Origin of the sequence: Streptomyces rubellus (genome assembly GCF_036323805.1) — a bacterium.
Classification (GTDB): Bacteria; Actinomycetota; Actinomycetes; order Streptomycetales; family Streptomycetaceae; genus Streptomyces.
This window is the reverse complement of sequence record NZ_JAZDCX010000013.1, coordinates 118,555-145,160: the sequence shown is the minus strand read 5'-3', so window position 1 is coordinate 145,160 and position 26,606 is coordinate 118,555. Positions and strand designations below refer to the sequence as shown.

The window sequence follows — 26,606 nt, the reverse complement described above, 5'->3', positions numbered from 1 at the left end:
GGCGAACGCCCCGGACGCACGGCTCGTCACCCTCCGTGACTGTTCGACGGGTGAACGTCCACCCCGCTCAAGGTCTTGACGGGAGACAGCGCTTCAAGCTGTCCTTGGAGTTCACGTGTTGGAGACAAGCCGCACCCCCGTCGGCGAGGTGCGGCGGACGGGCCGGCGGTCGGGCCGCCCGTCGAGGCGGGAGTGGATGAGTCGTGGAGACTCCGGGGTCGCAGTCCTCGCTGCACCGGGCCAATCTGGAACGGGTGGTACGGGCGGTGCGCATGGCGGGCTCGCTGACGCAGGCGGAGATCGCCAGGACCACCGGACTGTCGGCCGCGACGGTCTCCAACATCGTCCGGGAGCTGAAGGACAACGGCACCGTCGAGGTCACGCCCACCTCCGCCGGCGGCCGCCGGGCCCGCAGCGTCTCGCTGTCGGGGGACGCCGGGATCGTCGTGGGCGTCGATTTCGGCCACTCCCATCTGCGGGTGGCCGTCGGCAACCTGGCCCACCAGGTGCTCGCCGAGGAGTCCGAGCCGATCGACGTGGACGCCTCCGCCTCCCAGGGCTTCGACCGGGCCGAACGACTGGTCGAGCGGCTGATCGCCGCCACCGGCTTCCGGCGCGAGAAGGTCATCGGGATCGGCCTGGGCGTTCCCGGCCCGATCGACGTGGAGACCGGGGCGCTGGGCTCCACCGCCATCCTGCCGGGCTGGGTCGGCGCCAACCCCCGCGAGGAGATGTCCGCCCGGCTCGGCGTGACGGTCCACGTCGACAACGACGCCAACCTGGGCGCGCTCGGCGAGCTGGTGTGGGGCAGCGGGCGCGGCGCACGGGACCTGGCGTACATCAAGGTGGCCAGCGGGGTCGGCGCGGGGCTGGTGATCGACGGCCGGATCTACCGGGGCCCGGGCGGTACGGCGGGGGAGATCGGCCACATCACCCTGGACGAGTCCGGGCCGGTGTGCCGCTGCGGCAACCGCGGCTGCCTGGAGACGTTCACCGCCGCCCGCTACGTACTGCCCCTGCTGTACTCCAGCCACGGCTCCGACCTGACCATGACCGAGGTGGTCAGGCTCGCCCGCCGCGGTGACCTGGGCTGCCGCCGGGTGGTGGCCGACATCGGGCGCCATGTCGGCAGCGGGGTGGCCAATCTGTGCAACGTGCTGAACCCCAGCCGGATCGTGCTCGGCGGCGACCTGGCGGAGGCCGGCGAGCTGGTGCTCGACCCGATCCGCGACTCCGTCTCCCGGTACGCCATCCCCAGCGCCGCCCGGCGGCTGACGGTGGTGCCGGGCGCCCTGGGCGGCCGTGCCGAGGTGCTCGGCGCGCTGGCGCTGGTGCTGAGCGAGATGGGCGACTCCACGCTGCTGGACGGCTCACCGGGCACCCTGAGCGCCGTGCCCGCGGTCGCGGCGTCCGCCGGGGCCTGAGCGGGCGCTCCCCTCCCCGGCGCGCGCCGGGGCACCGGGGCACGTCCCGCCGGAGCCGTGTCCGGGGCGGCCCGTGCGGTCGCCGCCGGCCCGGCATGAGGCCGAAACGGCCGAAAACCGATGAACCCGAGCGGGTGGGAAGCCGCTCTTCGACGGAAGAGAGCGCTCCCTTGGACACTCTGCGTTCACCTTGTTCACGCATGGCATTGTTGTGGTCTCGTTAAAGATTTACTTCTTGACGGCGGACACTCGTGCGAGTTGACTTCCAGCCACCTCGGCCGCAGTGACGCGGCCTCGTCAGGGAGGTTCTGGATGAACACGCAACTGCGCCGTGCTGCCGTGGCAGTGGCCGCCGCCGCCATGGCCGTCTCGCTCGCCGCCTGCGGCAGCGCCAAGGAGGCCAGTGACAACGGCTCGGGCGGCGACGACAAGAAGAAGGACGGCCCGCTGACCATCGGCCTGCTGATGCCGGACGACCAGACGGCCCGTTACGAGAACTTCGACCGGCCGCTGATCGAGGAGCGGGTCAAGGAACTCTGCGCCGACTGCGAGATCAGCTACGTCAACGCCAAGCAGGACGCCTCGGTCCAGCAGCAGCAGATGAACTCGATGGTCACCAAGAAGGTGGACGTGATCATCCTGGACGCGGTGGACTCCAAGTCCATCGCCAACTCGGTCAAGAAGGCCGACGACGCCGGCATCCCCGTCGTCGCCTACGACCGGCTGGCCGAGGGCCCGATCTCCGCCTACACCTCCTTCGACAACGAGGAGGTCGGCAAGGTCCAGGGCCAGGCGCTGCTGGACGCGCTGGGCGACAAGGCGGACGACGGCCAGATCGTGATGATGAACGGGTCGCCGACCGACCCCAACGCGGCGCTGTTCAAGAAGGGCGCCAAGTCCGTCCTCGACGGCAAGGTCAAGGTGGGCAAGTCCTACGACACCACCAACTGGGAGCCGGGCGAGGCCAACAAGAACATGAACGGCGCCATCGCCTCCCTGGGCAAGGAGAACATCGTCGGCGTCTACTCCGCCAACGACGGTCTGGCGGGCGGCATCATCACCGCGCTCAAGAGCGCCGGGGTCAGCCCGCTGCCCCCGGTCACCGGCCAGGACGCCGAACTGGCGGGTGTCCAGCGCATCGTCGCGGGCGAGCAGTACATGACGGTCTACAAGCCGTTCAAGCCCGAGGCCTACGCCGCCGCCGAGATGGCCGTCGCCCTCGGCCGCGGTGAGGAGCCCGACACCGACGCCACCGTGGACAGCCCGACCCACAAGGGCATCCCCGCGACGCTGATCCAGCCGATCTCGGTGACCGCCGACAAGGTCGAGGAGACCATCGTCAAGGACGGCCTCTACAAGGTCGAGGAGATCTGCACCTCCAAGTACGCCGCGGCGTGCAAGAAGGTCGGCCTGCAGTAAGCGGTACGGCCAGTCCCTTCGATCCCGCCGGTGCCCGCGCCCCCTCCACCCACCGGGGGCGCGGGCACCGGGCGGCTGGTTCCCACCCGTTCTAGGAGTTGGTTCACGTGTCCGCTACGCCCGTGCTGGCGTTGCGCGGAATCTCCAAGCGCTTCGGTGCCGTACAGGCACTCACCGATGTCGAACTGGAGGTCCACGCCGGCGAGGTGGTCGCCCTGGTGGGCGACAACGGTGCCGGAAAGTCCACCCTCGTCAAGGCCATCGCCGGCGTCGGCCCCGCCGACGAGGGCGTCTTCGAGTGGCAGGGTGCCCCCGTCGAGGTCAACAGGCCGCACGACGCCCAGGACCTGGGCATCGCGACCGTCTACCAGGACCTCGCGCTGTGCGACAACCTCGATGTCGTCGCCAACCTGTTCCTCGGCCGCGAGATCATGCACGGCAGGGTTCTCGACGAGATCGAGATGGAGCGCCGCAGCCGCGAGCTGCTCGACACCCTGTCGATCCGCATCCCCAGCGTCCGCATCCCCATCGCCTCGCTCTCCGGCGGCCAGCGGCAGACTGTCGCGATCGCCCGTTCCATGCTGGGCGAGCCCAAACTGGTCATCCTCGACGAGCCCACCGCAGCCCTCGGCGTCGAGCAGACCGCACAGGTGCTCGACCTGGTCGACCGGCTCCGCGAACGCGGTCTCGCCGTCATCCTCATCAGCCACAACATGGCGGACGTCAAGGCGGTCGCCGACCGGGTGGCGGTGCTCCGCCTCGGTCGCAACAACGGTGTCTTCGACGTCGCGACCACATCGCAGGAAGAGATCATCTCCGCCATCACCGGCGCCACGGACAACGCCGTGACCCGCCGCAAGGCGCGTACCGCGGGGAGCCGACCGTGAGTGAGACCAACCTTTCCAAGAACCCCTCCGACGCCGCCGCGGACGGCACCGCGGACGGTGCCGGGAAGGACGCCCCGGCCAACGGCAACGGCACCGGTGTCGCCAAGGGGGCCACCGCCGCCCTCGACCCGCGGCTGCTGGTGCGCGAGCAGGGCCTCGCCGGCTACTGGACCGACTTCAAGCGGAAGATGCGCACCGGCGAACTGGGCTCCGTCCCGGTCGTGGTCGGGCTGATCGTCATCTGGGCCATCTTCCAGTCGATGGACTCGGCCTTCCTGTCCGCGGAGAACCTCTCCAACCTGTCGGTCTACATCGTCGGCACCGGCCTGATCTCCGTCGGCATCGTCTTCGTACTGCTGCTGGGGGAGATCGACCTGTCGGTCGGCTCGGTCAGCGGTCTGGCCTCCGCCGTCTTCGCCGTACTGGCCGTCAACAACGGGATGAACGAGTGGCTGGCGCTGGTGCTGGCCCTGCTCACCGGCGCGGCGGTCGGCGCGTTCCACGGCTTCTTCTTCGCGAAGATCGGCGTGCCGGCCTTCGTGGTCACCCTCGCCGGCCTGCTGGCCTGGAACGGTCTGATGCTGAAGGTGCTGGGCACCACCGGCACCATCAACCTGGACAGCGAGGGCCTGGTCGCCAACTTCTCCAACCACTACTTCAACGACGTCGCCGTCGCCTACGGCACCGCGCTGGTGGCGGTCGCCGTCTTCTTCGCCGCCCAGTACTCCGGCGCCCGGCGCCGGGCGGCGGCCGGCATCCCCTTCCGCCCGATGACCGAGATCGTGGTCCGCACCGCCGTGCTGGCCGTGCTGGCCTTCGGTGCCGCCTACATGCTCAACCAGTACCGCGGCATGCCGCTGGCGCTGCTGCTCTTCCTGGTGGTGCTGGTGTCGATGGACTTCGTCGTGCGGCGCACCTCCTACGGCCGCAAGGTCTTCGCCCTGGGCGGCAACACCGAGGCGGCCCGCCGGGCCGGCATCAACGTCGAGTTCGTCCGCATCACGGTGTTCTCCATCGCGGGCACCATGGCCGCCTTCGGTGGACTGGTCATCGCCTCCCGCATCATGGCCGCCAACCAGGGCGCGGGCAGCGGCAACCTGCTCATGGAGGCCATCGCCGCGGCGGTCATCGGCGGCACCAGCCTCTTCGGCGGCCGCGGCTCGGTGTGGTCCGCCCTGCTGGGCATGCTGGTGATCGGGTCGATCGCCAACGGCATGGCGCTGCTGGGCATCGCCGCCTCCGTGCAGTACATGATCACCGGAGCCGTGCTGCTGGCCGCGGTCGTCATCGACTCGGTCTCCCGGCGCACCCAGCGCTCCGCCGGACGGACCTGAGCCGCGTCCGAGCCGCACCGTCCGTGGCCCGCTCCGCCGGGCCAGCACCGTCCGGTGTGCTCCATCCGGTGCCGGGCCCCGCGCGGGGCCCGGCACCGGCCGTTTGGGCCCGGGGGCCCCGGGTACGTCCGGGCCGGGTGTGACGGGCATCGCGGTGGCCGACGCACACCCGGCCGACCGGAACATTAGACTCATCGGATCGGCACAGGCCCGTACGGCTCGACCAGCAAGGAGGCACGGGTGGCTCTGCTGACCCGCATCACGGGACCGCGCGATCTGGACCGGCTCGGCCCCGAGCAGCTCGATCAGCTCGCCGGGGAGATCCGGACCTTCCTTGTCGACGCCGTCTCGAAGACCGGCGGCCACCTGGGACCCAACCTGGGGGTGGTGGAGCTGACCATCGCCCTGCACCGCGTCTTCGACTCGCCCAGGGACAAGGTCCTCTTCGACACCGGGCACCAGAGTTACGTCCACAAGCTGCTCACCGGCCGGCAGGACTTCGCGGCGCTGCGCGCGAAGGGCGGCCTGTCCGGGTACCCCTCACGGGCTGAGTCCGAGCACGACGTCATCGAGAACAGCCACGCCTCCACCGTCCTGGGCTGGGCCGACGGCCTGGCCAAGGCCAACCAGCTGCTGGGCCGCGGCGACCAGGTGGTCGCGGTCATCGGCGACGGCGCGCTCACCGGCGGCATGGCCTGGGAGGCGCTGAACAACATCGCCGCCGCCAAGGACCGCCCCCTGGTGATCGTCGTCAACGACAACGAGCGCTCCTACGCGCCGACCATCGGCGGTCTGGCCAGCCATCTGGCCACCCTGCGCACCACCGACGGCTACGAGCGCTTCCTGGCCCGCAGCAAGGAACTGCTCAACCGCACCCCGGTCGTCGGTAAACCGCTGTACGAGACCCTGCACGGCGCCAAGAAGGGCATCAAGGACGTCATCGCCCCGCAGGGCATGTTCGAGGACCTGGGCCTGAAGTACGTCGGCCCCATCGACGGCCACGACATAGCGGCCCTGGAGTCCGCCCTGACGCGCGCCAGGCGCTTCGGCGGCCCGGTCATCGTGCACTGCCTGACCGAGAAGGGCCGCGGCTACCAGCCCGCCGTCCAGCACGAGGCCGACCGCTTCCACGCCGTCGGCGTCATCCACCCCGACACCGGCCTGCCGGTGTCCGCCTCCGGCGCCGACTGGACCTCGGTCTTCGGCGACGAGATGGTCCGCCTCGGCCGCGAGCGCCCCGATGTCGTCGCCATCACCGCGGCGATGCTCCAGCCGGTGGGCCTGGGAAGGTTCGCCGAGGAGTTCCCCGACCGGGTGTACGACGTGGGCATCGCCGAGCAGCACGGCGCGGTCTCGGCGGCCGGACTGGCCACCGGCGGGCTGCACCCGGTCTTCGCCGTCTACGCCACCTTCCTCAACCGGGCCTTCGACCAGGTGCTGATGGACGTCGCCCTGCACCGCTGCGGGGTGACCTTCGTCCTGGACCGGGCCGGGATCACCGGGACGGACGGCGCCTCCCACAACGGCATGTGGGACATGTCGATCCTCCAGGTCGTCCCCGGACTGCGGATCGCCGCGCCGCGCGACGCCGACCAGCTCCGCGCGCAACTGCGCGAGGCCGTCGAGGTCGACGACGCCCCCACCGTCGTCCGCTTCTCCAAGGGCGCGGTGGGTCCCGCGGTCCCGGCGGTCGGCGTGGTCGGCGGCATGGACGTGCTGCGCGAGCCGGGGCTGGAGGAGGGCGAGCGGCCCGACGTGCTGCTGGTCTCCGTCGGCGCGCTGGCCCCGATGTGCCTGGAGGTCGCCGATCTGCTCGACAAGCAGGGCATCTCCGCCACCGTGGTGGACCCGCGCTGGGTCAAGCCGGTCGACGAGGCGCTGCCGTCGCTGGCCGACCGGCACCGGGTCGTGGTCACCGTGGAGGACAACGTCCGGGCGGGCGGGGTCGGCTCGGCGATCGCCCAGGCGCTGCGCGACGCGGGCGTGGACGTGCCGCTGCGCGACTTCGGCATCCCGCCGAGGTTCCTGGAGCACGCCTCCCGCAAGGAGGTGCTCGCCGAGATCGGGCTGACCGCGCCCGACATCGCCCGCCAGGTCACCGGGCTGGTGGCCAAGCTCGACGGGCGCTACCCCGACGAGCGCGGTGCCGAGCACACCACCGAGCCGGCCGGGGACTGAGTCACCGGGCGCTGAGCCACCGGGGAGTCCCGGCACCGCGGTGCCGCGCCGCCCCCTCCGCTCCGCCGGAGCGGAGGGGGCGGCGGGCTGTCCGGGCCCCGCCCGCGTCCTTCCGCCGCGCCCGGACGTCCGCGGGCCCGGGCGCGCCCCGCCGCCGCTCCGGCCGCACCGGGACGCGGCGCGCCCGTACCCGGTGCGGTACTCCGGCCCGTCCCGCCGCGGCTCGCCGGGGCGGCTCCGCTCCGCATGCGGCCTCGGACCGCCCGCCGGACGGCGCGCTCCGGGCCCGGGACTCGCGGGGCCCGGGGCCGCCATGGCCCGGCCGAGCTCTCCGGCGTGCCGGCGCGGTGCGCCGCCGTGTCTCCGCGCCGGGGACGGTCGGCCGGTTTCCCGGCCGGGGAACCGGCCGGCGACCGTCTGCGGCGGAGCGGCGGCCGTACGGACACGGCGGGCGCGCCCGGGCCGCGCCGCGTCCTCGCGGCGCACCGCGAGCCTGCGGTGCGGGCGGGTGCCGCGAGCCGCGGTGGTCCGGGTTCCACTCCTCGGTGCGGTGCGGTGCGGCGCGGTGCTGAGGTTCAGCGGACCGAGTGGGGTCCGGTCACCTCGGCGCCCAGTGCCGTCACCCGGGCGCGCAGTCCGCGGTCGGCGGTGACCACCACACAGCGCCGCCCCGGCCCCTCGGCCGCCACCAACGCCACGATCGCGTCGTCCCCGCTGCCGGGGGCGGACACCACCCGTACGCCCGGCACGGAGGCCACCCCGCGCGCCGCGCCCTCCACGACCAGCACGATCTCCTCCTCCCCGTGCTCCGCCCGGGACACGAGGCGGTCCCGCAGCCGCTCGGCCGCGCCGTGCCGGTCCCGCCACCAGCCGTCGGGTACCGATCCGACGACGTTGGCGGCGTCCACGACCAGGAGAGTGCGCTCGGGCATGCGCCCAGGGTGGCACGGGAGTGCGCGGAAGTTCCCGTACACCCCGTCATACGGGAACGGGGGCGCCCGTCCGCACGGTGTCGTGCGGACGGGCGCCCCCGGGAGCGAGCGGGACGCGGCCGGTACGGCTCAGCGCGGCACGCTGGCCGCCCCGGGCTCCAGGAACCGCCTGCCGGTGACGCGCTCGGAGACGCCCTCGCGGTCCAGGTACGGCGTGATGCCGCCCAGGTGGAAGGGCCAGCCCGCACCGGTGATCAGGCACAGGTCGACGTCCTGGGCCTCGGCGACCACGCCCTCGTCCAGCATCAGCCGGATCTCCTGGGCGATCGCGTTCAGGGCGCGCTCGCGGACCTGCTCCTCGGTCGAGGCGGTGTCCCCGGTCTCGAAGAGGGCGGCGACCTCCGGGTCCAGCTCCGGCTTGCCGGAGTCGTGGACGTACAGGTTGCGCTTGCCCGCCTCGACGACCCGGCCCAGGTTCTCCGAGACGGCGAAGCGGTCCGGGAACGCGGCGTGCAGGGTGCCCGCCACGTGGTGGGCGACCGCCGGGCCGACCAGCTCCAGCAGGACGATCGGCGACATGGGCAGACCGAGGGGGGCCAGCGCCCGGTCGGCGACCTCGACGGGGGTGCCCTCGTCGATGGAGCGCAGCACCTCGCCCAGGAAGCGGGTGAGGACGCGGTTGACGACGAACGCCGGGGCGTCCTTCACCAGGACGGCCGTCTTCTTCAGCGACTTGGCGACCGCGAAGGCCGTCGCCAGTGAGGCGTCGTCGGTCCGCTCGGCGCGGACGATCTCCAGCAGCGGCAGCACGGCCACGGGGTTGAAGAAGTGGAAGCCCACCACCCGCTCGGGGTGCTTCAGTCCGCTCGCCATCTCGGTGACCGACAGCGAGGAGGTGTTGGTGGCCAGGACGGCGTGCTCCGGCACGACCTCCTCCACCTCGGCGAACACCTGCTGCTTGACGCCCATCTCCTCGAAGACGGCCTCGATGACGAAGTCGGCGTCGGAGAAGGCCTCGGCCTTGTCCGCGGCGCCGGTCACCAGGGCCTTGAGGCGGTTGGCCTTGTCCTGGTTGACCCGGCCCTTCAGCAGCAGCTTGTCGATCTCCTCGTGGACGTAGCCGACGCCCTTGTCGATCCGCGCCTGGTCGATGTCGGTCAGCACGACCGGCACCTCCAGACGGCGGGCGAACAGCAGGGCGAGCTGGGAGGCCATCAGGCCGGCGCCGACGACGCCGACCTTGGTGACCGGGCGGGCCAGCGATTTGTCGGGGGCGCCGGCCGGCCGCTTGGCGCGCTTGTTCACCAGGTTGAAGGCGTACAGGCCGCTGCGCAGCTCGTCGCCCATGATCAGGTCGGCCAGGGCCTCGTCCTCGGCGTCGAAGCCCTGGCCCAGGTCGCCGTTCTTCGCGGCCGCGATGATGTCCAGGGCCCGGTACGCGGCCGGGGCCGCGCCGTGCACCTTGGCGTCGGCGATGCCGCGGCCGCGGGCGACGGCCTGGTCCCAGGCCTCGCCGCGGTCCACGTCCGGCCGGACGACCTCGAGCTCGCCGCGGAGCACCGCGGAGGTCCACAGCAGGGACTGCTCCAGGAAGTCCGCGCCGTCGAAGACCGCGTCGGCGATGCCCAGCTCGTGGACCTGCTCGCCCTTGAGCTGCCGGTTCTGGTTGAGCGAGTTCTCGATGATCACCGAGACCGCGCGGTCCGCGCCGACCAGGTTCGGCAGCAGGGTGCAGCCGCCCCAGCCGGGCACCAGCCCGAGGAAGACCTCCGGCAGGGAGAAGGCGGGGATGGCCCGGGAGACGGTGCGGTAGGTGCAGTGCAGGCCGACCTCGACGCCGCCGCCCATCGCCGCGCCGTTGTAGTACGCGAAGGTGGGCACGGCCAGGGACGACAGCCGCCGGAAGATGTCGTGGCCGCCCTTGCCGATGGCCAGCGCGTCCTCGCGGCGCCGGATGACCTCGACGCCCTTGAGGTCGGCGCCGACGGCGAAGACGAACGGCTTGCCGGTGATCCCGACGCCGGTGATCTCGCCCTTCGCCGCCTCCGCCTCGACCTGGTCGATCGCCCGGTCCAGGTTGCCCAGCGACTGCGGGCCCAGGGTGGTGGGCTTGGTGTGGTCGAAGCCGTTGTCCAGGGTGATCAGCGCGAAGCGGCCGCCCCCGGCGGGGAGGTCGAGGTGGCGGACGTGGGCGCTGGTGACGACCTCGTCGGGGAAGAGCTCGGCGGCGCCCTTCAGCAGTTCGGCGGTGGTGGTACTCACTTGTCGGCCCCCTCGAAGTGCGGGTTCTCCCAGATCACGGTGCCGCCCATGCCGAAGCCGACGCACATGGTGGTCAGGCCGTAGCGGACGTGCGGCTGCTCCTCGAACTGCCGGGCCAGCTGGGTCATCAGCCGGACGCCGGAGGAGGCCAGCGGGTGACCGTAGGCGATGGCGCCGCCGTACTGGTTGACGCGCGGGTCGTCGTCGGCGATGCCGTAGTGGTCCAGGAAGGCCAGCACCTGGACGGCGAAGGCCTCGTTGATCTCGAACAGGCCGATGTCGCCGATCGACAGCCCGGCCTTGGCCAGCGCCTTCTCGGTGGACGGCACCGGGCCGATGCCCATGACCTCCGGCTCCACGCCCGCGAAGGCGTAGGAGACCAGGCGCATCTTCACCGGCAGGTCCAGCTCCCGCGCCACGTCCTCGGCGGCGATCAGGGAGGCGGTGGCGCCGTCGTTGAGACCGGCGGCGTTGCCCGCGGTGACCCGGCCGTGGGTGCGGAAGGGTGTCTTCAGACCGGCCAGCTGCTCCAGGGTGGTGCCCGGGCGCATCGGCTCGTCGGCCGTGGCCAGGCCCCAGCCCGTCTCCCCGCCCTCGGGGCTGGTGCGGCGGACCGAGATGGGCACCAGGTCGGCCTGGATCTTGCCGTCGGCGTACGCCTTGGCGGCCTTCTCCTGGCTGCGCACCGCGTACTCGTCGGCACGCCGCCTGGTCAGGTGCGGGAAGCGGTCGTGGAGGTTCTCCGCCGTCATGCCCATGAACAGGGCGGACTGGTCGACCAGCTTCTCGGAGACGAAGCGCGGGTTGGGGTCCACGCCCTCGCCCATCGGGTGGCGGCCCATGTGCTCGACCCCGCCCGCGACGACGACGTCGTACGCGCCGAAGGCGATCGACCCGGAGGTGGTCGTCACGGCGGTCATGGCGCCGGCGCACATGCGGTCGATGGAGTACCCGGGCACCGTGGCGGGCAGGCCGGCCAGGATGCCGGCGGTGCGGCCGAGGGTGAGGCCCTGGTCGCCGATCTGGGTCGTCGCGGCGACGGCGACCTCGTCGATGCGCTCCGGGGGCAGGCCCGGGTTGCGGCGCAGCAGCTCACGGATGCACTTGACGACCAGGTCGTCGGCGCGGGTCTCGTGGTAGATGCCCTTGGGGCCCGCCTTGCCGAACGGGGTGCGGACGCCGTCGACGAAGACGACGTCCCTAGCGGTACGAGGCACGTTGGCTCTCCTCCAGATGCGGCCAGGGGTCCGGGGGCCACAGCCCCCGGGGAAGCGTGCGGTCGCCGTGCGGCGTCTTCCCGCCCCCAATGCTACCGGTGGGTAACCATTTGCGGGCAAGGGGCTCTCCGAAGGGAGGGGCACACGTCACACGAGGGTCGGCCGCCCGGCCGCCGCGGGCCGTGCGAAAGCCCTGGCCCCGGCGGTGTGTCCCGGACGGTGTGCCCGCGCGGGCGCGCCCCCGGACGGCGGGCTCAGCCCGGCTGGGCGGTCGCCGCCAGCGCCGTGGTGAGCAGCTCCGCGGTCTGTTCGATCTGCCACTCGCGCGCCCCGTACCCGCGCAGCGCCCGCGCCACTCCCTCGGCGGTCGGCTCGGCGGGCGGCTCCCAGCACAGCCGGCGGACCGTGTCGGGGGCGAGCAGGTTCTCCTGGGGCAGGTCCAGTTCCTCCGCCCGCGCCGTCACGGCCGCGCGCGCCGCGGCGAGCCGGGCGGCGGCGACCGGATCCTTGTCGGCCCAGGCGCGCGGCGGCGGCGGACCGTTCGGCGCCAGGGTGGGCTGGGGCAGCTCGGACTCGGGCAGGGCCCGGGCCCGCTGGATCGCGGTGTGCCACTGCTCCAGCTGCCGCCGCCCCATGCGGTGCCCGTACCCCGGCAGCGCGGCCAGCGCGGGCACACTGGAGGGCAGGGCGAGGGCGGCCTCCACGATGGCCGCGTCGGTGAGCACCTTGCCCGGGGAGACGTCGCGCCGCCGCGCCACCTGGTCGCGGGCGTTCCACAGCTCCCGCACGACCGCCAGCTGCCGCCTTCTGCGGATCTTGTGCATGCCCGAGGTGCGGCGCCAGGGGTCCTTGCGGGGAGCGGGCGGCGGGGCCGCGGCGATGGCGGCGAACTCCTGGTGCGCCCAGTCCAGCTTCCCCTGGCGGTCCAGCTCCTCCTCCAGGGCGTCGCGCAGCTCGACCAGCAGCTCCACGTCCAGCGCCGCGTACCGCAGCCAGGGTTCGGGCAGCGGGCGGGTGGACCAGTCCACCGCGGAGTGCCCCTTCTCCAGGGAGCGGCCCAGGACGTTCTCCACCATCGCGCCGAGGCCGACCCGGGCGAAGCCCGCGAGCCGCCCGGCCAGCTCGGTGTCGAACAGCCGGGTCGGGCTCATCCCCGTCTCGCGCAGACAGGGAAGGTCCTGGGTGGCGGCGTGCAGGACCCACTCGGTGTCCTGGAGCGCCTCTCCGAGCGCGGACAGGTCGGGGCAGCCGACCGGGTCGACCAGGGCGGTCCCCGCGCCCTCGCGGCGCAGCTGGACGAGGTAGGCACGCTGCCCGTAGCGGTATCCGGACGCCCGTTCGGCGTCCACCGCCACAGGGCCCCGGCCCGCGGCGAAGGCGGCCACGACCTCGGCGAGAGCCTCGGGGGTGGCGGTCACGGGCGGAATGCCCTCGCGTGGTTCCAGCAGGGGGACCGGCGCCGGGCCCGCGTCCGCGCCCTTCGGGAGGGGCTGGGCTGCGCTGCTTATGGCGGTTTCTCGGGCGTCGGTCACGCGTCAAGGGTATCTGTGAGCACGCAGTGCGCAGCGCCCGCCGACGGAACGTCACGTCGGCGGGCGGCTCGCACGGCGGGTCCGGTGGGACCGGGGGTGGGGGGTGAGGTGGGGGTGGGGGTGGTTTCTCGGGTGTGTGACTCAGGTGCGGGGGCCGGAAGGCCGGCTCGGAAGGCGGGGGATCGATGGGTGTGGGGTGGGTGGCGGGAGAAGGGAGTGGGGGAGCGGGTGCTCAGTGGATGATGCCGGTGCGCAGGGCGACCGCCACCATGCCCGCCCGGTCGCCGGTGCCCAGCTTGCGGGCGATCCTGGCGAGATGGCTCTTGACGGTCAGGGCGGACAGGCCCATGGACACGCCGATCGCCTTGTTGGACTGCCCCTCCGCCACCAGCCGCAGCACCTCGATCTCCCGGCCGGACAGCTCGCGGTAACCGCTGTGCTGGCCCGGTGCGCCCGGCGGGCGGCGGTGCATGCGGGCGGCCGCGGTGGCGCCGATGGGGGTGGAGCCGGGGCGGCCGGGGTGACCGGGATGGCCGGGGTGGCCGGGGTGGCCATGGGCACCGCGGGTGCCGGTGACGACGTATCCCTTGACGCCGCCGGCGAGGGCGTTGCGGACCGCGCCGATGTCGTCGGCGGCGGACAGGGCGAGACCGTTGGGCCAGCCCGCGGCCCGGGTCTCGGAGAGCAGGGTCAGGCCGGAGCCGTCGGGAAGGTGGACCTCGGCCACGCAGATGTCGCGCGGGTTGGTCACACGGGGGCGGGCCTCCGCGATCGAAGACGCCTCGATCACGTCCCTGACACCGAGCGCCCACAGGTGGCGGGTGACAGTGGAACGGACCCGGGGGTCGGCGACGACGACCATGGCCGTCGGCTTGTTCGGGCGGTAGGCGACCAGGCTTGTGGGGTGCTCAAGAAGAACGGACACCGGGCCTCCTGGGGAGTGGAGAGCGGACGGAAGCCGACTATGGGGGGAGTCGGGATGGACCCCGGGAGGGGTCACAGAATCCTTCGGCAGCTCTCCGGTCCGGCTTTAGGGAATGATCACGAATGAGTGAGTGGAAATTTCCGGCAAACCGGACGTAAACCCGTTCCGGGGAACCGTCAGAGTGGCTGCGGGCCACGGCGCTGCGGCAGTGGTACGACGGCCGCGCCCGCCCCGTCCTCGGGCGGCAGCCCCGCGCACTGGGACAGCAGGTCGCACCAGGCGTGCAGATGCCCGCCCGCCGTGTTCCCGGGCAGCTCCCCGAGCTTCCGGGTGGCCCTGGGACCCCCCGGGTCCCGCGGGTCCCGGGGGGTCCAGGAGGCGCGGATCTCGATCTCCGAGTGCGGCGCCCGTCCCGCCAGCTCCCCGAAGGAGTGGGAACTCGCCCGCGTCACCGTGCCGCCCGGCTCGGCGCACGCCGCGCCCCGGGCCTGGAGGGCACCGGTCAGCCATGCCCAGGTGACCTCCGGCAGCAGCGGGTCCGCGGCGATCTCCGGCTCCAGCTCCGCGCGGGCCAGGGTCACCACCCGGAAGGTGCCCTGCCAGGCGTCCTGGCCGGCCGGGTCGTGCAGCAGCACGAACCGCCCGTCGGCCAGCTCCTCGCCGTCCACCTCGACCGCCGCCTCCAGGGCGTACGCGAACGGGGCCAGCCGGCGGGGCGCCGGCAGCGGGCCGAGCCGTACTTCCGGCCGCGGCCGCACCTCCGCCAGGGCCGCCACGGCCTGCCGGAAGGGGCGCGGGGCCTCCTCACCGCCGGAACCCTCCATGCCGTCCGCCAGGTGTGCTCGCGCCGCTGCCATGGGCCGCAGCGTAGGCGGAGCGGGGGCGCCGGGCGGGTAGGGACACGTGCGAGACTTCTGGTTGTGACCGCCGACGACCACAGCCCCGTCCTGACGCCCGCTCCCGTCCCCGCCGCCGCCGACTCCGCGTTCCTGCGCGCGTGCCGCCGCGAGCCCGTGCCGCACACCCCCGTGTGGTTCATGCGGCAGGCCGGCCGCTCCCTGCCGGAGTACCGCAGGGTGCGGGAGGGCATCGGGATGCTCGACTCCTGCATGCGCCCCGATCTCGTCACCGAGATCACCCTCCAGCCCGTCCGCCGGCACCGGGTGGACGCGGCGATCTACTTCAGCGACATCGTCGTCCCGCTCAAGGCCATCGGCGTCGACCTGGACATCAAGCCGGGGGTCGGCCCGGTCGTCGGCCGCCCCTTCCGCACCCGCGAGGACCTGCGGCGGCTGCGGCCGCTGGAGCCGGACGACGTGGCGTACGTGACCGAGGCCGTCGGCATGCTGACCGGGGAGCTGGGCGCGACCCCGCTGATCGGCTTCGCCGGGGCGCCCTTCACCCTCGCCAGCTACCTGGTGGAGGGCGGGCCGTCGCGCAACCACGAGCACACCAAGGCGATGATGTACGGCGCCCCCGAGCTGTGGGCGGACCTGCTGGACCGGCTCGCGGACATCACCGCGGCCTTCCTGAAGGTGCAGATCGAGGCGGGCGCCTCGGCCGTCCAGCTCTTCGACTCCTGGGCCGGCGCCCTGGCCCCCGAGGACTACCGGCGCTCGGTGCTGCCCGCCTCCGCGAAGGTCTTCGAGGCGGTCGCGGGGTACGGGGTGCCCCGGATCCACTTCGGGGTCGGCACGGGGGAGCTGCTGGGGGCGATGGGCGAGGCGGGCGCGGACGTCGTCGGCGCCGACTGGCGGGTGCCGCTGGACGAGGCCGCCCGGCGGATCGGGCCGGGCCGGGCGGTGCAGGGCAACCTCGACCCGGCGGTGCTGTTCGCGCCGCGCGAGGCGGTGGAGGCCCAGGCGCTGCGGGTGCTGGAGGCGGCGCGGGGGCTGCCGGGGCATGTGTTCAACCTCGGCCACGGGGTGCTGCCGGACACCGATCCGGACGCGCTCACCCGGCTGGTGGAGTTCGTGCACGAGCGGACGGTGCGGTAGGGGGCGCGGGGCGCCCGTGGTGCGGGTTCGGTGCGTGGTGAGGGCGGGGCCGGTCCGGGGCGACCATTCCGAACGGTACGATTTACGGCCGTGATCATGCCACGTTTTCTGAGCCGCTCATTGGCCGCAAATCGTACTTGAGTGTCCGGAACGGCCGCCCCTCCCCGTCCCCTCCCCGCCGTCGCCGAGTGCACCCCGTCGTGGCTGCGGCAGTCCCGGGCCCGTGCACACGCGGACGGGTACGCCTGCCGCGCTACGGCACGTCGTTTCTGGGCGGACGCGTGGCCGGGTGTCCTACTCGGTGTCGCCGACCGGGGGCGGGGGCGTCACCGGGGCCGGGGGTGCGGGGCGGGTCCGCAGGCGGGGAGTGGAGGGGAGGCGGTGGCGGACCGTCCGCCACAGCAGCCACAGCAGCAGGGCCGTCGCGGCGAACGGCAGGGCCGCGCCGAGGACGATGACGATCCAGCGCAGGGTCGCGGTGAAGGCGTTCCAGCCGCCGGCCAGGGCGTCGCCGATGGTGGTCTCGTCGTTCTCGGGGGCGGGTTTCGCGTCCGGCTCGTGCAGGGCCAGGGTGACGGTCGCCATTCCGGTGCGGGACTCGAGGGACTCCAGCCGGGCCTGGAGGGCCTCCAGGTCGGCCTGCCGGTCGCTCAGCTCGGACTCCAGGGACACCACGTCGGACAGGTCCGTGGCCTGGTCCATCAGCTCGCGGATCCGGCTGACGCTGGCCCGCTGGGTCCTGATCCGGCTCTCCACGTCCACGACCTGGTCGGTGACGTCCTTCGCCGAGACCTTCCGCTCCACCGGCTTCCCGAGCCCGGCCAGGTCGTCGAGGACGGCGTCGTACTCCTGCGGCGGCACCCGCAGTGTGAGGCGGGAGCGCTCGTTGCCGTCGGCGTCCCGGTCGGTGGTCTCGTCGGCGACGTAGCCGCCTGCGCTCTCCACCGTGGTGCGGGCCTCGGCCAGCGCGCCGGAGACGTCGTCGGTCGTCACGGTCAGGGAAGCGGTGCGGATGATGTGGGTGGGGGCGGGGACGGGGGCCTCGGTGGTGTCCTCCGCTTCCGCGGTGTCCTGCTGCTGGACGCTGCCGGCCTCCCGGTCCGCGGCCTCGGGGGCCGCGGCGTTCCGGTCGCTCTGGGCCGCCTTGCCGCTGTCACCGCCGGAGCCGCAGCCGGTGAGGGCGAGGGCGGCGGCCAGCAGGGCGGTGGCCAGGAGCGTTGGGTGTTTCGCGGTCATCGTGGGTCCCCCCGACACGATCGTGGATGTCGGGGGTTGGACGGACGGTGCGGCGGGCCGGTTGCCGGTTCCGGTAGCGAGGAGATCACGGTCCGGACTCGGCCGGGTCACCGCCGGAGGGATCCGGGTGGGGGGTGGCGGAGTACGGCCGGGGAGCGCCGGCGGTCTGGAAGAGTGGGGGCATGCACGTCATCGTCGTCGGCGGCGGTATCTCCGGGCTCGCCGCCGCTCACCAGTTGTTGTCGGACGGCGCGCGCGTGACCGTCCTGGAGTCCTCGGAGCGGCTGGGGGGCAAGCTGCACTCGGGGCGGATCGCCGGTGTGGCGGTGGACCTGGGGGCCGAGTCGATGCTCGCCCGCCGCCCCGAGGCCGTGGACCTGGCCCGTGCGGCCGGGCTCGGTGACGTCCTCCAGCCACCCGCGACGGGGACGGCCGCGGTCTGGACCCGCGGCGAGGTGCGTCCGATGCCCACCGGGCACCTGATGGGAGTGCCGGGTGATCCCGCCGTGCTGGCGGGAGTGGTCTCCCCGGAGGGCGTCGCCCGGGCGGCCGAGGACGAGCGGCTGCCGCGCACCGAGGTCGGCGAGGACGCGGCCGTCGGCGCGTATGTCGCCGAGCGGCTCGGCCACGAGGTCGTGGACCGGCTCGTGGAGCCGCTGCTGGGCGGCGTCTACGCCGGGGACGTCTACCGGATCTCGATGCGCGCCGCCGTGCCCGCGCTGTACGAGGCGGCCGGGGCGGAGCGCTCGCTGCTCGCCGGGGTGCGGGGCGTGCTGGAGCGGTCCGCCGCCGCGGGACGGCGGGACGGTCCGCTGTTCCTGGGGATCGAGGGCGGTATGGGGCGGCTGCCCGAGGCCGTCGCGGACACCTGCCGGGCGGCGGGTGGGCGGGTTCTCACCGGCGTTCCGGTGACGGGACTGCGCCGTACCGGGCGGGGCTGGACCGTGACCGCGGGCGGGCGGGTCCGGGAGGCGGACGCGGTGGTGCTCGCCGTACCGGCGCCGGTCGCCGCGCGGCTGCTGGCGGAGGAGTCCCCGGCCGCCGCGGCCGGGCTGGCGGAGGTGGAGTACGCCTCGATGGCCCTGGTGACCATGGCGTTCCGCCGCCGCGACCTGGCGCGGGTGCCGGAGGGGCGGGGCTTCCTCGTCCCGTCGGTGGACGGGCGGAGCATCAAGGCGTCCACCTTCTCGTCCGCCAAGTGGGACTGGTGCGGCGCGCAGGACCCCGACCTGTTCGTCCTGCGCACCTCGCTCGGCCGGTACGGGGAGGAGGAGGTGCTCTGGCGGGAGGACGCCGACCTGGTGGAGCTGTCCCTGAAGGATCTGGGGGCGGCGGTCGGACTCACCGCCCGGCCGGTGGACGCCGTGGTCACCCGCTGGGAGGACGGGCTGCCGCAGTACCCGGTCGGCCATCTGGAGCGCGTCGCCCGTGTCCGGCGGGAACTGGGGGCACTGGCGGGGCTGGCACTGTGCGGGGCCGCGTACGACGGGGTGGGCGTTCCGGCCTGTGTCGCGAGCGGGCGGGCGGCGGCGGAGGCGGTGTTGGGAGCCCGGGGGCGGGGAGCGGTGGAAGGCGAGCGAGAATAGCCCCATGACTGCTGAACCCCGCAAGACGCCCAACGCGGGCAAGAAGGCCAGGGACCTCAACGAGGTCATCCGCTACACGCTGTGGTCGGTCTTCCGGCTGCGCGAGGCGCTCCCCGAGGACCGGGCCGGTCACGCGGAGGAGGTCCAGGAGCTGTTCGACCAGCTCGCCGCCAAGGACGTCACCGTGCGCGGCACCTACGACGTCTCCGGGCTCCGCGCCGACGCCGACGTGATGATCTGGTGGCACGCGGAGACCGCCGACGCGCTGCAGGAGGCGTACAACCTCTTCCGGCGCACGAGGCTGGGCCGCGCCCTGGAGCCGGTGTGGTCCAACATGGCGCTGCACCGCCCCGCCGAGTTCAACCGCTCGCACGTCCCGGCCTTCCTGGCGGACGAGGAGCCGCGCGCGTACGTGTGCGTCTACCCCTTCGTGCGCTCCTACGAGTGGTACGTGCTGCCGGACGAGGAGCGCCGCGAGCTGCTCGCCGAGCACGGGAAGATGGCCCGCGGCTTCCCGGACGTGCGCGCCAACACCGTCGCCTCCTTCGCGCTGGGCGACTACGAGTGGCTGCTGGCCTTCGAGGCCGACGAACTGCACCGCGTCGTCGACCTGATGCGCCACCTGCGCGGCTCCCGGGCCCGGCTGCACGTCCGCGAGGAGATCCCGTTCTACACCGGGCGCCGCAAGCCGGTGGCCGAGCTGGTGGCCGGGCTGGCGTAGGGGGCTGCGCGGGGGAGGCCGTCCGGCGCCGGGACCGCGGGTCTTTCGGGCGGGCCGGACGGCCGACTGCGGCTCGGCGCGGCGGTGTCAGAGGGCCGTGGGAGGGTGGCCGTGTGACGTTGGAGGACCTCGTCCGGCTGCGCCGGGCCCGTGACCTGATGGACCGCGACTACGCGGAGCCGCTCGACGTCCCGGCGCTGGCGCGCTCCGCCCTCATGTCGCCGGGCCACTTCTCCCGCAGCTTCCGGGCGGCCTTCGGGGAGACGCCGTACGGCTATCTGATGACACGCCGGATCGAGCGGGCCAAGGCGCTGCTGCGACGGGGCGACCTGACGGTGACGGAGGTGTGCTTCGCCGTGGGGTGTACGTCGCTGGGGTCGTTCAGCTCGCGGTTCACCGAGCTGGTCGGCGAGAGCCCGAGCGCGTACCGGGCCCGGAGGCACGAGCAGGGCGCGGCCATCCCGGCCTGCGTCGCCAAGGTCTACACCCGACCGGTCAGGAACGGAGAAGCCGGGGCCGTCTCCCGGCCCGTAGCGTGAGGCGCATGGACATCAAGCTCTCACAGTGCTTCATCGCCGTCGACGACCACGACAAGGCGCTCGCCTTCTACCGGGACGTGCTCGGTCTGGAGGTGCGCAACGACGTCGGGTTCGAGGGAATGCGCTGGGTGACGGTCGGCTCGCCCTCGCAGCCCGATGTGGAGATCGTGCTGGAACCGCCGCTGGCGGACCCGAACGCCTCGCCGGCCGACCGGCAGGCCATGGCTGAACTGCTGGCCAAGGGCATGCTGCGCGGCGTGATCTTCTCGACCGAGGACTGCGACGCCACCTTCGAACGCATCCGCGCGGCGGGGGGCGAGGTGCTGCAGGAACCGGTCGACCAGCCGTACGGCGTCCGCGACTGCGCCTTCCGCGACCCGGCCGGCAACATGCTGCGCTTCACCCAGCCCCGGGGGCGGTGAGCCGGGCCGTACGCCCGGGGGAGCCCGGACGTGGGCGGGGGCGTTCCCGCCGGGCGCCGCCACCGCCCGCGTCCGCCGCGTCAGCGCCGCAGAGGTCTGAGCACGCCCAGGCGCTGCAGTTCGACGATGTGTTCCGCCGCGGTGCCGGCGGGGGTGCTGTAGGCCCAGGTCACCGATACCCTGCGGCCCGAGCGCAGGGCGCCCGTGAGCTCGTCGTCGAGCATGTCGCCGCCGTGGTTGTGGATCTGACGGGCCGTCTTCCCGTACGGGCCGCCCCGGACGAGCAGGGAGACGCCCTCGACGTCGACGGGCCGTCCGGTGCCGTTGCCCAGGCACAGGGTGCACCGCACCAGGTCGTCGCCCTGCCGGCGGCCGGAGATCTGCCCGGGACCGGTCGGCTCGTACGGCACGACGTCGGCCACGCGCACGTGCAGGCCGCCGTCGTACTCGTAGACCGAACCGACCGGCCGTACACCACCGTTCAGGCCGCTCTCATGCCGGCTCACACGCCCACCCCCACTGTTGCCGGGGACCACCTGGTGGCCCCGCCTCGCGAAGTCCCACTCCCGCCCACCCCAAGCCCGGAAGCGACGCGCCACCATACGTCAAATCATCTGTGAGCTTAGTGCACAAAAGGAGGGTATCAGGCCCTGCCTGGTTCAGCGCACTGCGTAGTACAGTCGCTACACAAGGCCGCCGCGGATTCCTGTTCTGTCGATGAACCCCCATCTTGCCGCTGTCGACCACTTGTTGGGACCTCGCTCGCTCGCCGTGCTCCCTCTCTTTTCGGCTCGACGAGTGAGGTTGTCTATTGACAGAGTTCACGCTGCAAGAGCAGGCTTGGTGCGGCTTCGCCCGTATGAGCTCCCAACGCTCCCGGAGAAAGGCGCACGCGCCATGCACACGGAAGTCCTCGACGTCTTGCCCCGGCCGGCGGCCGAGTGGCTCACCCGGAACACCGACAACCGCTCGTTCGGCAAGAGCGCGGCGCAGCAGACGATGCCCCGGATCTCCCCGCATCCGGCCCCCGCGTCGGTGGGCAGGGAAGCCGAAGACCAGGAGTAACGGAAATCTGCCTCACGGTGACCGAATTCGCGTTAGGTTCGGGTGGCCGCCGACTCCGGGGGGACGAATCGCCGGACGGGTCGGCGGGACCTGTGCACCCGGCAGGGGAAGGAAGCGCATGCGCGCCCAGGAGATCACTTTTCTCAAGCTCGTCCAGGGGGACAAGCAGTTCCAGGTACCGCTCTACCAGCGCACCTACAGCTGGGGCAGGGAGCAGCTGAAACGCCTCTGGGAGGACGTCTGCGAGCTCGTCGACCAACACCTGTCCGGCGAGTCCACGGCGCCGCACTTCCTCGGCTCGGTGGTGCTGGCGCCCGGCCAGATTCAGGCCGGCGGTGTACAGCGGTGGCTGGTGGTGGACGGCCAGCAGCGGCTGACGACGCTGATGCTGGCGTTCGCCGCGCTGCGCGACCACCTCAGGGAGGCCGGTGACGCGCGCGGTGCGGACCGGGTGCACCGCCAGCTGCTCGTCAACGAGTTCCACGAGGGCCTCGACCACTACCGCCTGCTGCCCACCCAGGCCGACCGGGAGGCGTACACCGCCTGCGTCCAGTCACGGGCCGAGGCGGGCGGGAGCGACAACATCGGTGCGGCCTACCGGTTCTTCCGGGGCGCGATCGCCGAGGGCCAGGAGAACGGCGACGAGCGGTGGACCACGACCGTCGAGACCGTCCTGAAGGACCTGCTCTCCATCGTGGAGATCACCGCCGAGCCCGGCGACAACGTCTACCGCATCTTCGAGTCGATCAACAACACGGGCGTCGGACTCAGCCAGAGCGACCTGCTGCGCAACTACGTGTTCATGCTCCTGCCCAAGCGGGGCGAACGGGTCTACCAGGAGCTGTGGCTGCCCATGCAGCAGAGCCTCGGCCCGAAGAACCTCGAACTCCTCGTCTGGCTCGACCTCGTGGTGCGCGGCCACCACAAGACGAAGCAGAGCGAGATCTACCGGGAGCAGCAGAAACGGCTCCAGCCGCTGGCCGGCGACGAGGAGGCGCTGCAACGGGAGATCGCCGGACTCGCCGAGCGCGGCCGGCGGTTCCTCCGCATCATCGAACCGCGCCGCGAGCCGTCGCCCGCGCTCCGCGCGGTGCTGGAGCGCCTCGCGGACTGGGGCGGGCAGACCCACTACCCGCTGGCACTCCACCTGCTGGACCTGGTCGACGCCGGGCGCACCACGTCCGACGACGCGGCCGAGGCCCTGCTGTACGTCGAGTCCTACCTGGTGCGGCGGTTGATCTGCCAGACCCCGACCACCGGCCTCAACCGCATCTTCATGGAGGCCCCGAAGGAGCTGGAGACCGACCGCTCGGCGGCCGAGGCCGTCCGACGGTTCCTGTCCGGTCGCCGCCGCCGGTGGCCGAGCGACGAGGAGCTGCGCGAGGCGATCCGCAGCAAGCCGTTCTACTGGAGCGGCCGCCCTCCGCAGCGCGGTTACATCCTGCGCCGACTGGAGGAGAGCCACCGCCCCACCGAGCCGGTCGACTTCGCCAAGGCGTCCCTCAGCGTGGAGCACGTCCTCCCGCAGCGTCCGGCCCCGGCGTGGCTCGAGCTGCTCGCCGACGAGACCGAGCCGGACCAGACCCCCCAGGAACTGCACGACCTGCTGGTGCACACCCTCGGCAACCTCACGCTGAGCGGCGACAACACCAAGCTCTCCAACCACCCCTTCGAGCGCAAGCAGCAGATCCTGGAGTCGAGTGCCCTGCGCATGAACCAGGAGATCGCCTCGGCGCAGCGCTGGGGGAAGGCGGAGATCCTGGCGCGCGCCGACCGCCTGACCGAGCGGGCGGTCCGGCTGTGGCCCGGCCCGGTCGGCGGGGTCAAGCCGACCGGTGAGGAGTGGCCGGGCTGGGCCGAACTGCGGGCGGCCCTGGTGGCGATGCCGAGCGGCACCTGGACCACGTACGGCGACATCGCCGAGCTGATCGGCAGCCATCCGGTGCCCGTCGGCGCGTATCTGAGCTCCAACCCGACGGTGATCGGCGCCTACCGGGTCCTCACCGCGGAGGGCAGGATCTCCGCCTCCTTCCACTGGGCGGACGACGGCGACCGGCAGCCGCCGCAGGAGCTGCTGGAGAGCGAGGGGGTCGGGTTCGACGCCTCCGGGCGGGCCCACCGCGCGCAGCGTCTGACCGCCGCGGAGCTGGCGACCCTGCTGGGCAAGGACGTCACGCAGCCGGTCTCACACGACCCGCTCCCCGACGAGGAGGACGCCGCGGCGGCCGAGCGGTTCCGCACCCAGTTGCGGGAGAACTGCCCGGAGGCGTTCGACGGAGTCATGACGGCGCTCGGCTTCTGGCGCCGCCAGGGCGGCCACGTCACCTACGGCCGGCACGAGGAGACCAGCTGCTTCCCGATGCTGGACACCGGAACGAGCCGGCGGCCCCAGCAGCTGTGGCCGTTCGGGATCTACCCCGTGAGCGGAACGGTCGAGGTCGTCTTCCAGCACCTCAGGAGCCGCAGCCCCTTCGACGACACCGAGCAGCGCCGTGAGCTCCTGCACCGCCTCAACGAGATCGACGGCATCGAGCTGCCCGAGGCGAAACTGGAGCTGCGCCCGTCCTTCCCGGTGCGGGTCTTCGCGGAGCACGGTGACGAGATCTGCGGGGTACTGGACTGGTTCGTCCACACGGCGGCGCTGGACCTGGCCCGGCGGGACTGAAGCAGACCGCGAAGCCACCGCCCGCCCCGGCCCGCACCCACAGTGGAGCGGGCCGGGGCGGGCGGCCCTCGCCGCCCGGAACAGGACGGTTCACGGGAACCGGACAGAGGATCACCGAAGGGCTCGCCGAGCCCGGATTCCGAACCCCCGCCGCGTATCACCCATGCCTGCTCAGGCCACTCGGCCATACGTAAAGGAACCACTCGTGAGCGAAAACGGCCCCGGCGGAAGAGTCCGGCCGGCTCGTCCCGGTGACCCCTCCCGCATAGGCTCCTACCGGATCGTCGGCCGTCTCGGCGTGGGAGGCATGGGAACCGTCCACGCCGGAGTCGCCCCCGACGGAACGCGCGTGGCCGTGAAGGTGATCCACCCCCAGCTGGCCCAGGAGCCGGAGTTCAGGGGGCGTTTCAAACGCGAGGTGGACCTGTCCTCCCGTGTCACCGGCCCGTACCTGGTCCCGCTGCTCGCCGCCGACACCGACGCGGACACCCCGTGGCTGGCCACCGCCTACGTCCCCGGCCCCACCCTGAACGAGCACATGCTCGCGCACGGACCGCTCGCCGGAGGGAACCTGTACGCCCTCGCGGCGGCCACCGCGCAGGCACTGGCCGCCGTCCACGCCGCCGGAGTGGTGCATCGTGACGTAAAACCGCAGAACGTCGTCCTCACGCCTTCCGGCCCCCGCCTGCTGGACCTCGGGATCGCGCACGCCGCCGACGGCACCAGCGTCACCCGCACCGGAGTCATGACCGGCACCCCGGGCTGGATCAGCCCCGAGCAGTACCGCACAGGGGCCACCGGCCCCGCGGGCGACATGTTCGCCTGGGGAGCGCTCGCGGCCTGCGCGGCCACCGGAAGGCTGCCTTTCGGAACCGGCGCTCCTGACGTGGTCGCGTTCCGCGTGATGTCGGGGGAACCGGACCTGGACGGTGTCCCCGCACCGCTGCGCCGGATCGTGGAGAAGGCGCTGGCCAAGGAACCCGAGGACCGCCCTTCCGCGACCGAGGCCGCCCAGGAGTGCCTGGGACCGCTGGCCTCCCAGGTCACCCAGGTCACCCAGGCGGTGAGCGCCGACACGGCGCCGACCTGGGCCGGGGGAGCGGTCACAGCCGTCTGGGACATGCCCGCCGGAGACGACCCGGCCTGGCACGTGCCCCCGGGCCGGAGCCGCTCACGAGGATGGCTGGTGGGCGCGGCGGCCGTCGCGGTGGCGGTCATCGGCGGTCTGGCCGGCGGGGTGGGGGCCCTGGCGTCCGGCGGTGGGGAGGAAAGCGGGCACGCGGCCTCGGCCCGCGCTTCCTCCTCCGCCCCGGTCGACTCCGGACAGCCGGCCGGCGGGATTCCGGCCACCCCGGCTCCCCCCACCGACAGCCCTCCGGGGGAGAGCACGACGGCGGACCGGCGACAGGCCGTGGACGACGGTCCGGCGAGCGCGGGGAGCTGGGCACAGGCGCGCACGGCGCAGGGTCAGGGCGAGCACGACGTGGCCCGCGCGGTCCTGCACGACCTGGGAATTCTCGTCGGGGACCTGGGTGTCACCGGGTTCTCCCCCGGGGCGGTGAGGTTCCGTGCGTCGCGCGGGGAGGTCTACTTCTCGTACCGCCTGACCTCCGACGAGCAGAGCATGATGATCGTGGAGACGGAGATCGCCAGGTCGATGTGCCTGACACTGCGGGACGTCGTGCTCCGCCTCCATCCGGATCTGCCGTACCGCACCTACGTCACGGTGCGGGAGGCGGCTGACGGCGGCCCGCAGGTGACATGGCGGGAGGACTTCGTCGCCGACACACAGTGCCGCTCGGCGTTCGAGGACGGCACCGGACAGGACTGGGAGCCGGACGAGAACGGCCTCGGGGAGGCGATGGTTCCCAGCACCGACAGCGACGAGATCCGGGCCGCGGACCGCACCGCCAGGCGGATCATCGAGCGGACCAACGGGATGCGCCGGTCGGTCGGCACCGACCGGCAACTCGGGCACGAGGACATCAAGGTCGGCTTCGACCCCGCGAACTCGGTGATGTACGTGTGGTCGGACTACCTGATGTGGAACCAGGGACAGGTGGAGACGTGGGCGACCACGGCCGCGGGTGAGGCGTGCAGGGCCCTGGTGGACCAGAAGCAGAGCATGGGCGACGGCTGGCCGTACACGCGCTACGCCGTGGCGGAGATAGGCGGCTCGGGCTACCTGATGATCCGCTGGGGCACGGCCACCACACGGGAGGACTGCCCCGCCTGATCGTGGAGCGACCGGCGGCACCGCGGACG

21 protein-coding genes are annotated in these 26,606 nt (G+C 72.9%); 13 read left to right on the top strand and 8 right to left on the bottom strand.

Annotated elements, in window-relative coordinates; all coding sequences use genetic code 11:
• Positions 1-203: 203 nt before the first annotated feature.
• The 5 genes from V1L54_RS17330 (at position 204) to dxs (ending at position 7,242) form a co-directional block, all read left to right on the top strand.
• Entirely contained in the window at positions 204-1,424 is a 1,221-nt protein-coding gene (locus tag V1L54_RS17330) for an ROK family transcriptional regulator (protein WP_330118918.1), read from the top strand.
• 312 nt (positions 1,425-1,736) lie between these two features.
• Complete coding sequence (locus tag V1L54_RS17325; RefSeq protein ID WP_330118917.1) at positions 1,737-2,843, top strand: ABC transporter substrate-binding protein; 1,107 nt, start codon at positions 1,737-1,739, stop codon at positions 2,841-2,843.
• A 98-nt stretch (positions 2,844-2,941) separates the two neighbouring features.
• Positions 2,942-3,730: an ATP-binding cassette domain-containing protein gene (locus V1L54_RS17320; protein WP_330118916.1), complete on the top strand. Its 789-nt coding sequence runs from the start codon at positions 2,942-2,944 to the stop codon at positions 3,728-3,730.
• Positions 3,727-5,064, top strand: a complete 1,338-nt coding sequence (locus tag V1L54_RS17315; protein ID WP_330118915.1) for a sugar ABC transporter permease — start codon at positions 3,727-3,729, stop codon at positions 5,062-5,064. Before V1L54_RS17320 ends, V1L54_RS17315 begins: the two co-directional genes overlap by 4 nt.
• A 240-nt stretch (positions 5,065-5,304) precedes the next feature.
• Positions 5,305-7,242 (top strand): 1-deoxy-D-xylulose-5-phosphate synthase, encoded by a 1,938-nt coding sequence (gene dxs / locus V1L54_RS17310; protein WP_330118914.1) that lies wholly within the window; start codon positions 5,305-5,307, stop codon positions 7,240-7,242.
• Between the two features lie 575 nt (positions 7,243-7,817).
• On the opposite strand, the gene V1L54_RS17305 is transcribed toward dxs, so the two are convergent.
• From V1L54_RS17305 to V1L54_RS17280, 6 genes are all read right to left on the bottom strand, one after another.
• The gene (locus tag V1L54_RS17305; RefSeq protein WP_330118913.1) at positions 7,818-8,174 is read right to left on the bottom strand and encodes an NYN domain-containing protein; all 357 of its coding nucleotides are present in this window, start codon (positions 8,172-8,174) and stop codon (positions 7,818-7,820) included.
• 129 nt (positions 8,175-8,303) lie between these two features.
• Positions 8,304-10,436 carry a 3-hydroxyacyl-CoA dehydrogenase NAD-binding domain-containing protein gene (locus V1L54_RS17300; protein ID WP_330118912.1) on the bottom strand — a complete coding sequence of 711 codons (2,133 nt, stop codon included), beginning with the start codon at positions 10,434-10,436 and terminating at the stop codon, positions 8,304-8,306.
• The gene (locus V1L54_RS17295; RefSeq protein ID WP_330118911.1) at positions 10,433-11,653 is read right to left on the bottom strand and encodes a thiolase family protein; all 1,221 of its coding nucleotides are present in this window, start codon (positions 11,651-11,653) and stop codon (positions 10,433-10,435) included. The genes V1L54_RS17300 and V1L54_RS17295 overlap by 4 nt, the downstream gene beginning before the upstream one ends.
• Before the next feature lie 254 nt (positions 11,654-11,907).
• Complete coding sequence (locus V1L54_RS17290; protein ID WP_330118910.1) at positions 11,908-13,185, bottom strand: HRDC domain-containing protein; 1,278 nt, start codon at positions 13,183-13,185, stop codon at positions 11,908-11,910.
• Between the two features lie 232 nt (positions 13,186-13,417).
• Positions 13,418-14,110: a LuxR C-terminal-related transcriptional regulator gene (locus V1L54_RS17285; protein WP_330118909.1), complete on the bottom strand. Its 693-nt coding sequence runs from the start codon at positions 14,108-14,110 to the stop codon at positions 13,418-13,420.
• Between the two features lie 176 nt (positions 14,111-14,286).
• Positions 14,287-14,967 carry a DUF3000 domain-containing protein gene (locus tag V1L54_RS17280; RefSeq protein WP_330118908.1) on the bottom strand — a complete coding sequence of 227 codons (681 nt, stop codon included), beginning with the start codon at positions 14,965-14,967 and terminating at the stop codon, positions 14,287-14,289.
• A 63-nt stretch (positions 14,968-15,030) separates the two neighbouring features.
• Here V1L54_RS17280 and hemE point away from each other — a divergent pair, with 63 nt between their 5' ends.
• Positions 15,031-16,107: a uroporphyrinogen decarboxylase gene (hemE, locus tag V1L54_RS17275; protein WP_330118907.1), complete on the top strand. Its 1,077-nt coding sequence runs from the start codon at positions 15,031-15,033 to the stop codon at positions 16,105-16,107.
• 294 nt (positions 16,108-16,401) lie between these two features.
• On the opposite strand, the gene V1L54_RS17270 is transcribed toward hemE, so the two are convergent.
• Positions 16,402-17,343 carry a DUF4349 domain-containing protein gene (locus tag V1L54_RS17270; protein WP_330118906.1) on the bottom strand — a complete coding sequence of 314 codons (942 nt, stop codon included), beginning with the start codon at positions 17,341-17,343 and terminating at the stop codon, positions 16,402-16,404.
• A 182-nt stretch (positions 17,344-17,525) separates the two neighbouring features.
• Here V1L54_RS17270 and hemG point away from each other — a divergent pair, with 182 nt between their 5' ends.
• From hemG to V1L54_RS17250, 4 genes are all read left to right on the top strand, one after another.
• Complete coding sequence (hemG, locus tag V1L54_RS17265) at positions 17,526-18,929, top strand: protoporphyrinogen oxidase (protein ID WP_330118905.1); 1,404 nt, start codon at positions 17,526-17,528, stop codon at positions 18,927-18,929.
• Positions 18,930-18,933: 4 nt separating this feature from the next.
• Positions 18,934-19,650, top strand: coding sequence for a hydrogen peroxide-dependent heme synthase (gene hemQ, locus V1L54_RS17260; protein WP_330118904.1), 717 nt, complete (start codon positions 18,934-18,936; stop codon positions 19,648-19,650).
• Between the two features lie 113 nt (positions 19,651-19,763).
• On the top strand, positions 19,764-20,189 hold the full coding sequence (locus V1L54_RS17255) for a helix-turn-helix domain-containing protein (protein WP_330118903.1): 426 nt from the start codon (positions 19,764-19,766) through the stop codon (positions 20,187-20,189).
• Positions 20,190-20,194: 5 nt separating this feature from the next.
• The gene (locus V1L54_RS17250) at positions 20,195-20,611 is read left to right on the top strand and encodes a VOC family protein (RefSeq protein WP_330118902.1); all 417 of its coding nucleotides are present in this window, start codon (positions 20,195-20,197) and stop codon (positions 20,609-20,611) included.
• Between the two features lie 80 nt (positions 20,612-20,691).
• Here V1L54_RS17250 and V1L54_RS17245 read toward each other — a convergent pair whose 3' ends face one another.
• Positions 20,692-21,117, bottom strand: a complete 426-nt coding sequence (locus V1L54_RS17245; protein ID WP_330118901.1) for a hypothetical protein — start codon at positions 21,115-21,117, stop codon at positions 20,692-20,694.
• A gap of 391 nt (positions 21,118-21,508) precedes the next feature.
• Between V1L54_RS17245 and V1L54_RS17240 the strand changes: the two genes are divergently transcribed.
• From V1L54_RS17240 to V1L54_RS17230, 3 genes are all read left to right on the top strand, one after another.
• On the top strand, positions 21,509-21,676 hold the full coding sequence (locus V1L54_RS17240) for a hypothetical protein (protein ID WP_330118900.1): 168 nt from the start codon (positions 21,509-21,511) through the stop codon (positions 21,674-21,676).
• Between the two features lie 118 nt (positions 21,677-21,794).
• Entirely contained in the window at positions 21,795-24,341 is a 2,547-nt protein-coding gene (locus V1L54_RS17235; RefSeq protein WP_330118899.1) for a GmrSD restriction endonuclease domain-containing protein, read from the top strand.
• A gap of 163 nt (positions 24,342-24,504) precedes the next feature.
• Positions 24,505-26,577 carry a serine/threonine protein kinase gene (locus tag V1L54_RS17230; RefSeq protein WP_330118898.1) on the top strand — a complete coding sequence of 691 codons (2,073 nt, stop codon included), beginning with the start codon at positions 24,505-24,507 and terminating at the stop codon, positions 26,575-26,577.
• Positions 26,578-26,606 lie beyond the last annotated feature (29 nt).

Bases quoted from the DNA above. Each gene is read 5' to 3' on its own strand.
- hemQ (WP_330118904.1), top strand. From the start codon at position 18,934: ATGACTGCTGAACCCCGCAAGACGCCCAACGCGGGCAAGAAGGCCAGG.
- V1L54_RS17240 (WP_330118900.1), top strand. From the start codon at position 21,509: ATGCACACGGAAGTCCTCGACGTCTTGCCCCGGCCGGCGGCCGAGTGG.
- V1L54_RS17325 (WP_330118917.1), top strand. From the start codon at position 1,737: ATGAACACGCAACTGCGCCGTGCTGCCGTGGCAGTGGCCGCCGCCGCC.
- V1L54_RS17280 (WP_330118908.1), bottom strand. From the start codon at position 14,967: ATGGCAGCGGCGCGAGCACACCTGGCGGACGGCATGGAGGGTTCCGGC.
- V1L54_RS17235 (WP_330118899.1), top strand. From the start codon at position 21,795: ATGCGCGCCCAGGAGATCACTTTTCTCAAGCTCGTCCAGGGGGACAAG.
- V1L54_RS17270 (WP_330118906.1), bottom strand. From the start codon at position 17,343: ATGACCGCGAAACACCCAACGCTCCTGGCCACCGCCCTGCTGGCCGCC.
- V1L54_RS17230 (WP_330118898.1), top strand. From the start codon at position 24,505: ATGCCTGCTCAGGCCACTCGGCCATACGTAAAGGAACCACTCGTGAGC.
- V1L54_RS17250 (WP_330118902.1), top strand. From the start codon at position 20,195: ATGGACATCAAGCTCTCACAGTGCTTCATCGCCGTCGACGACCACGAC.
- V1L54_RS17305 (WP_330118913.1), bottom strand. From the start codon at position 8,174: ATGCCCGAGCGCACTCTCCTGGTCGTGGACGCCGCCAACGTCGTCGGA.
- hemG (WP_330118905.1), top strand. From the start codon at position 17,526: ATGCACGTCATCGTCGTCGGCGGCGGTATCTCCGGGCTCGCCGCCGCT.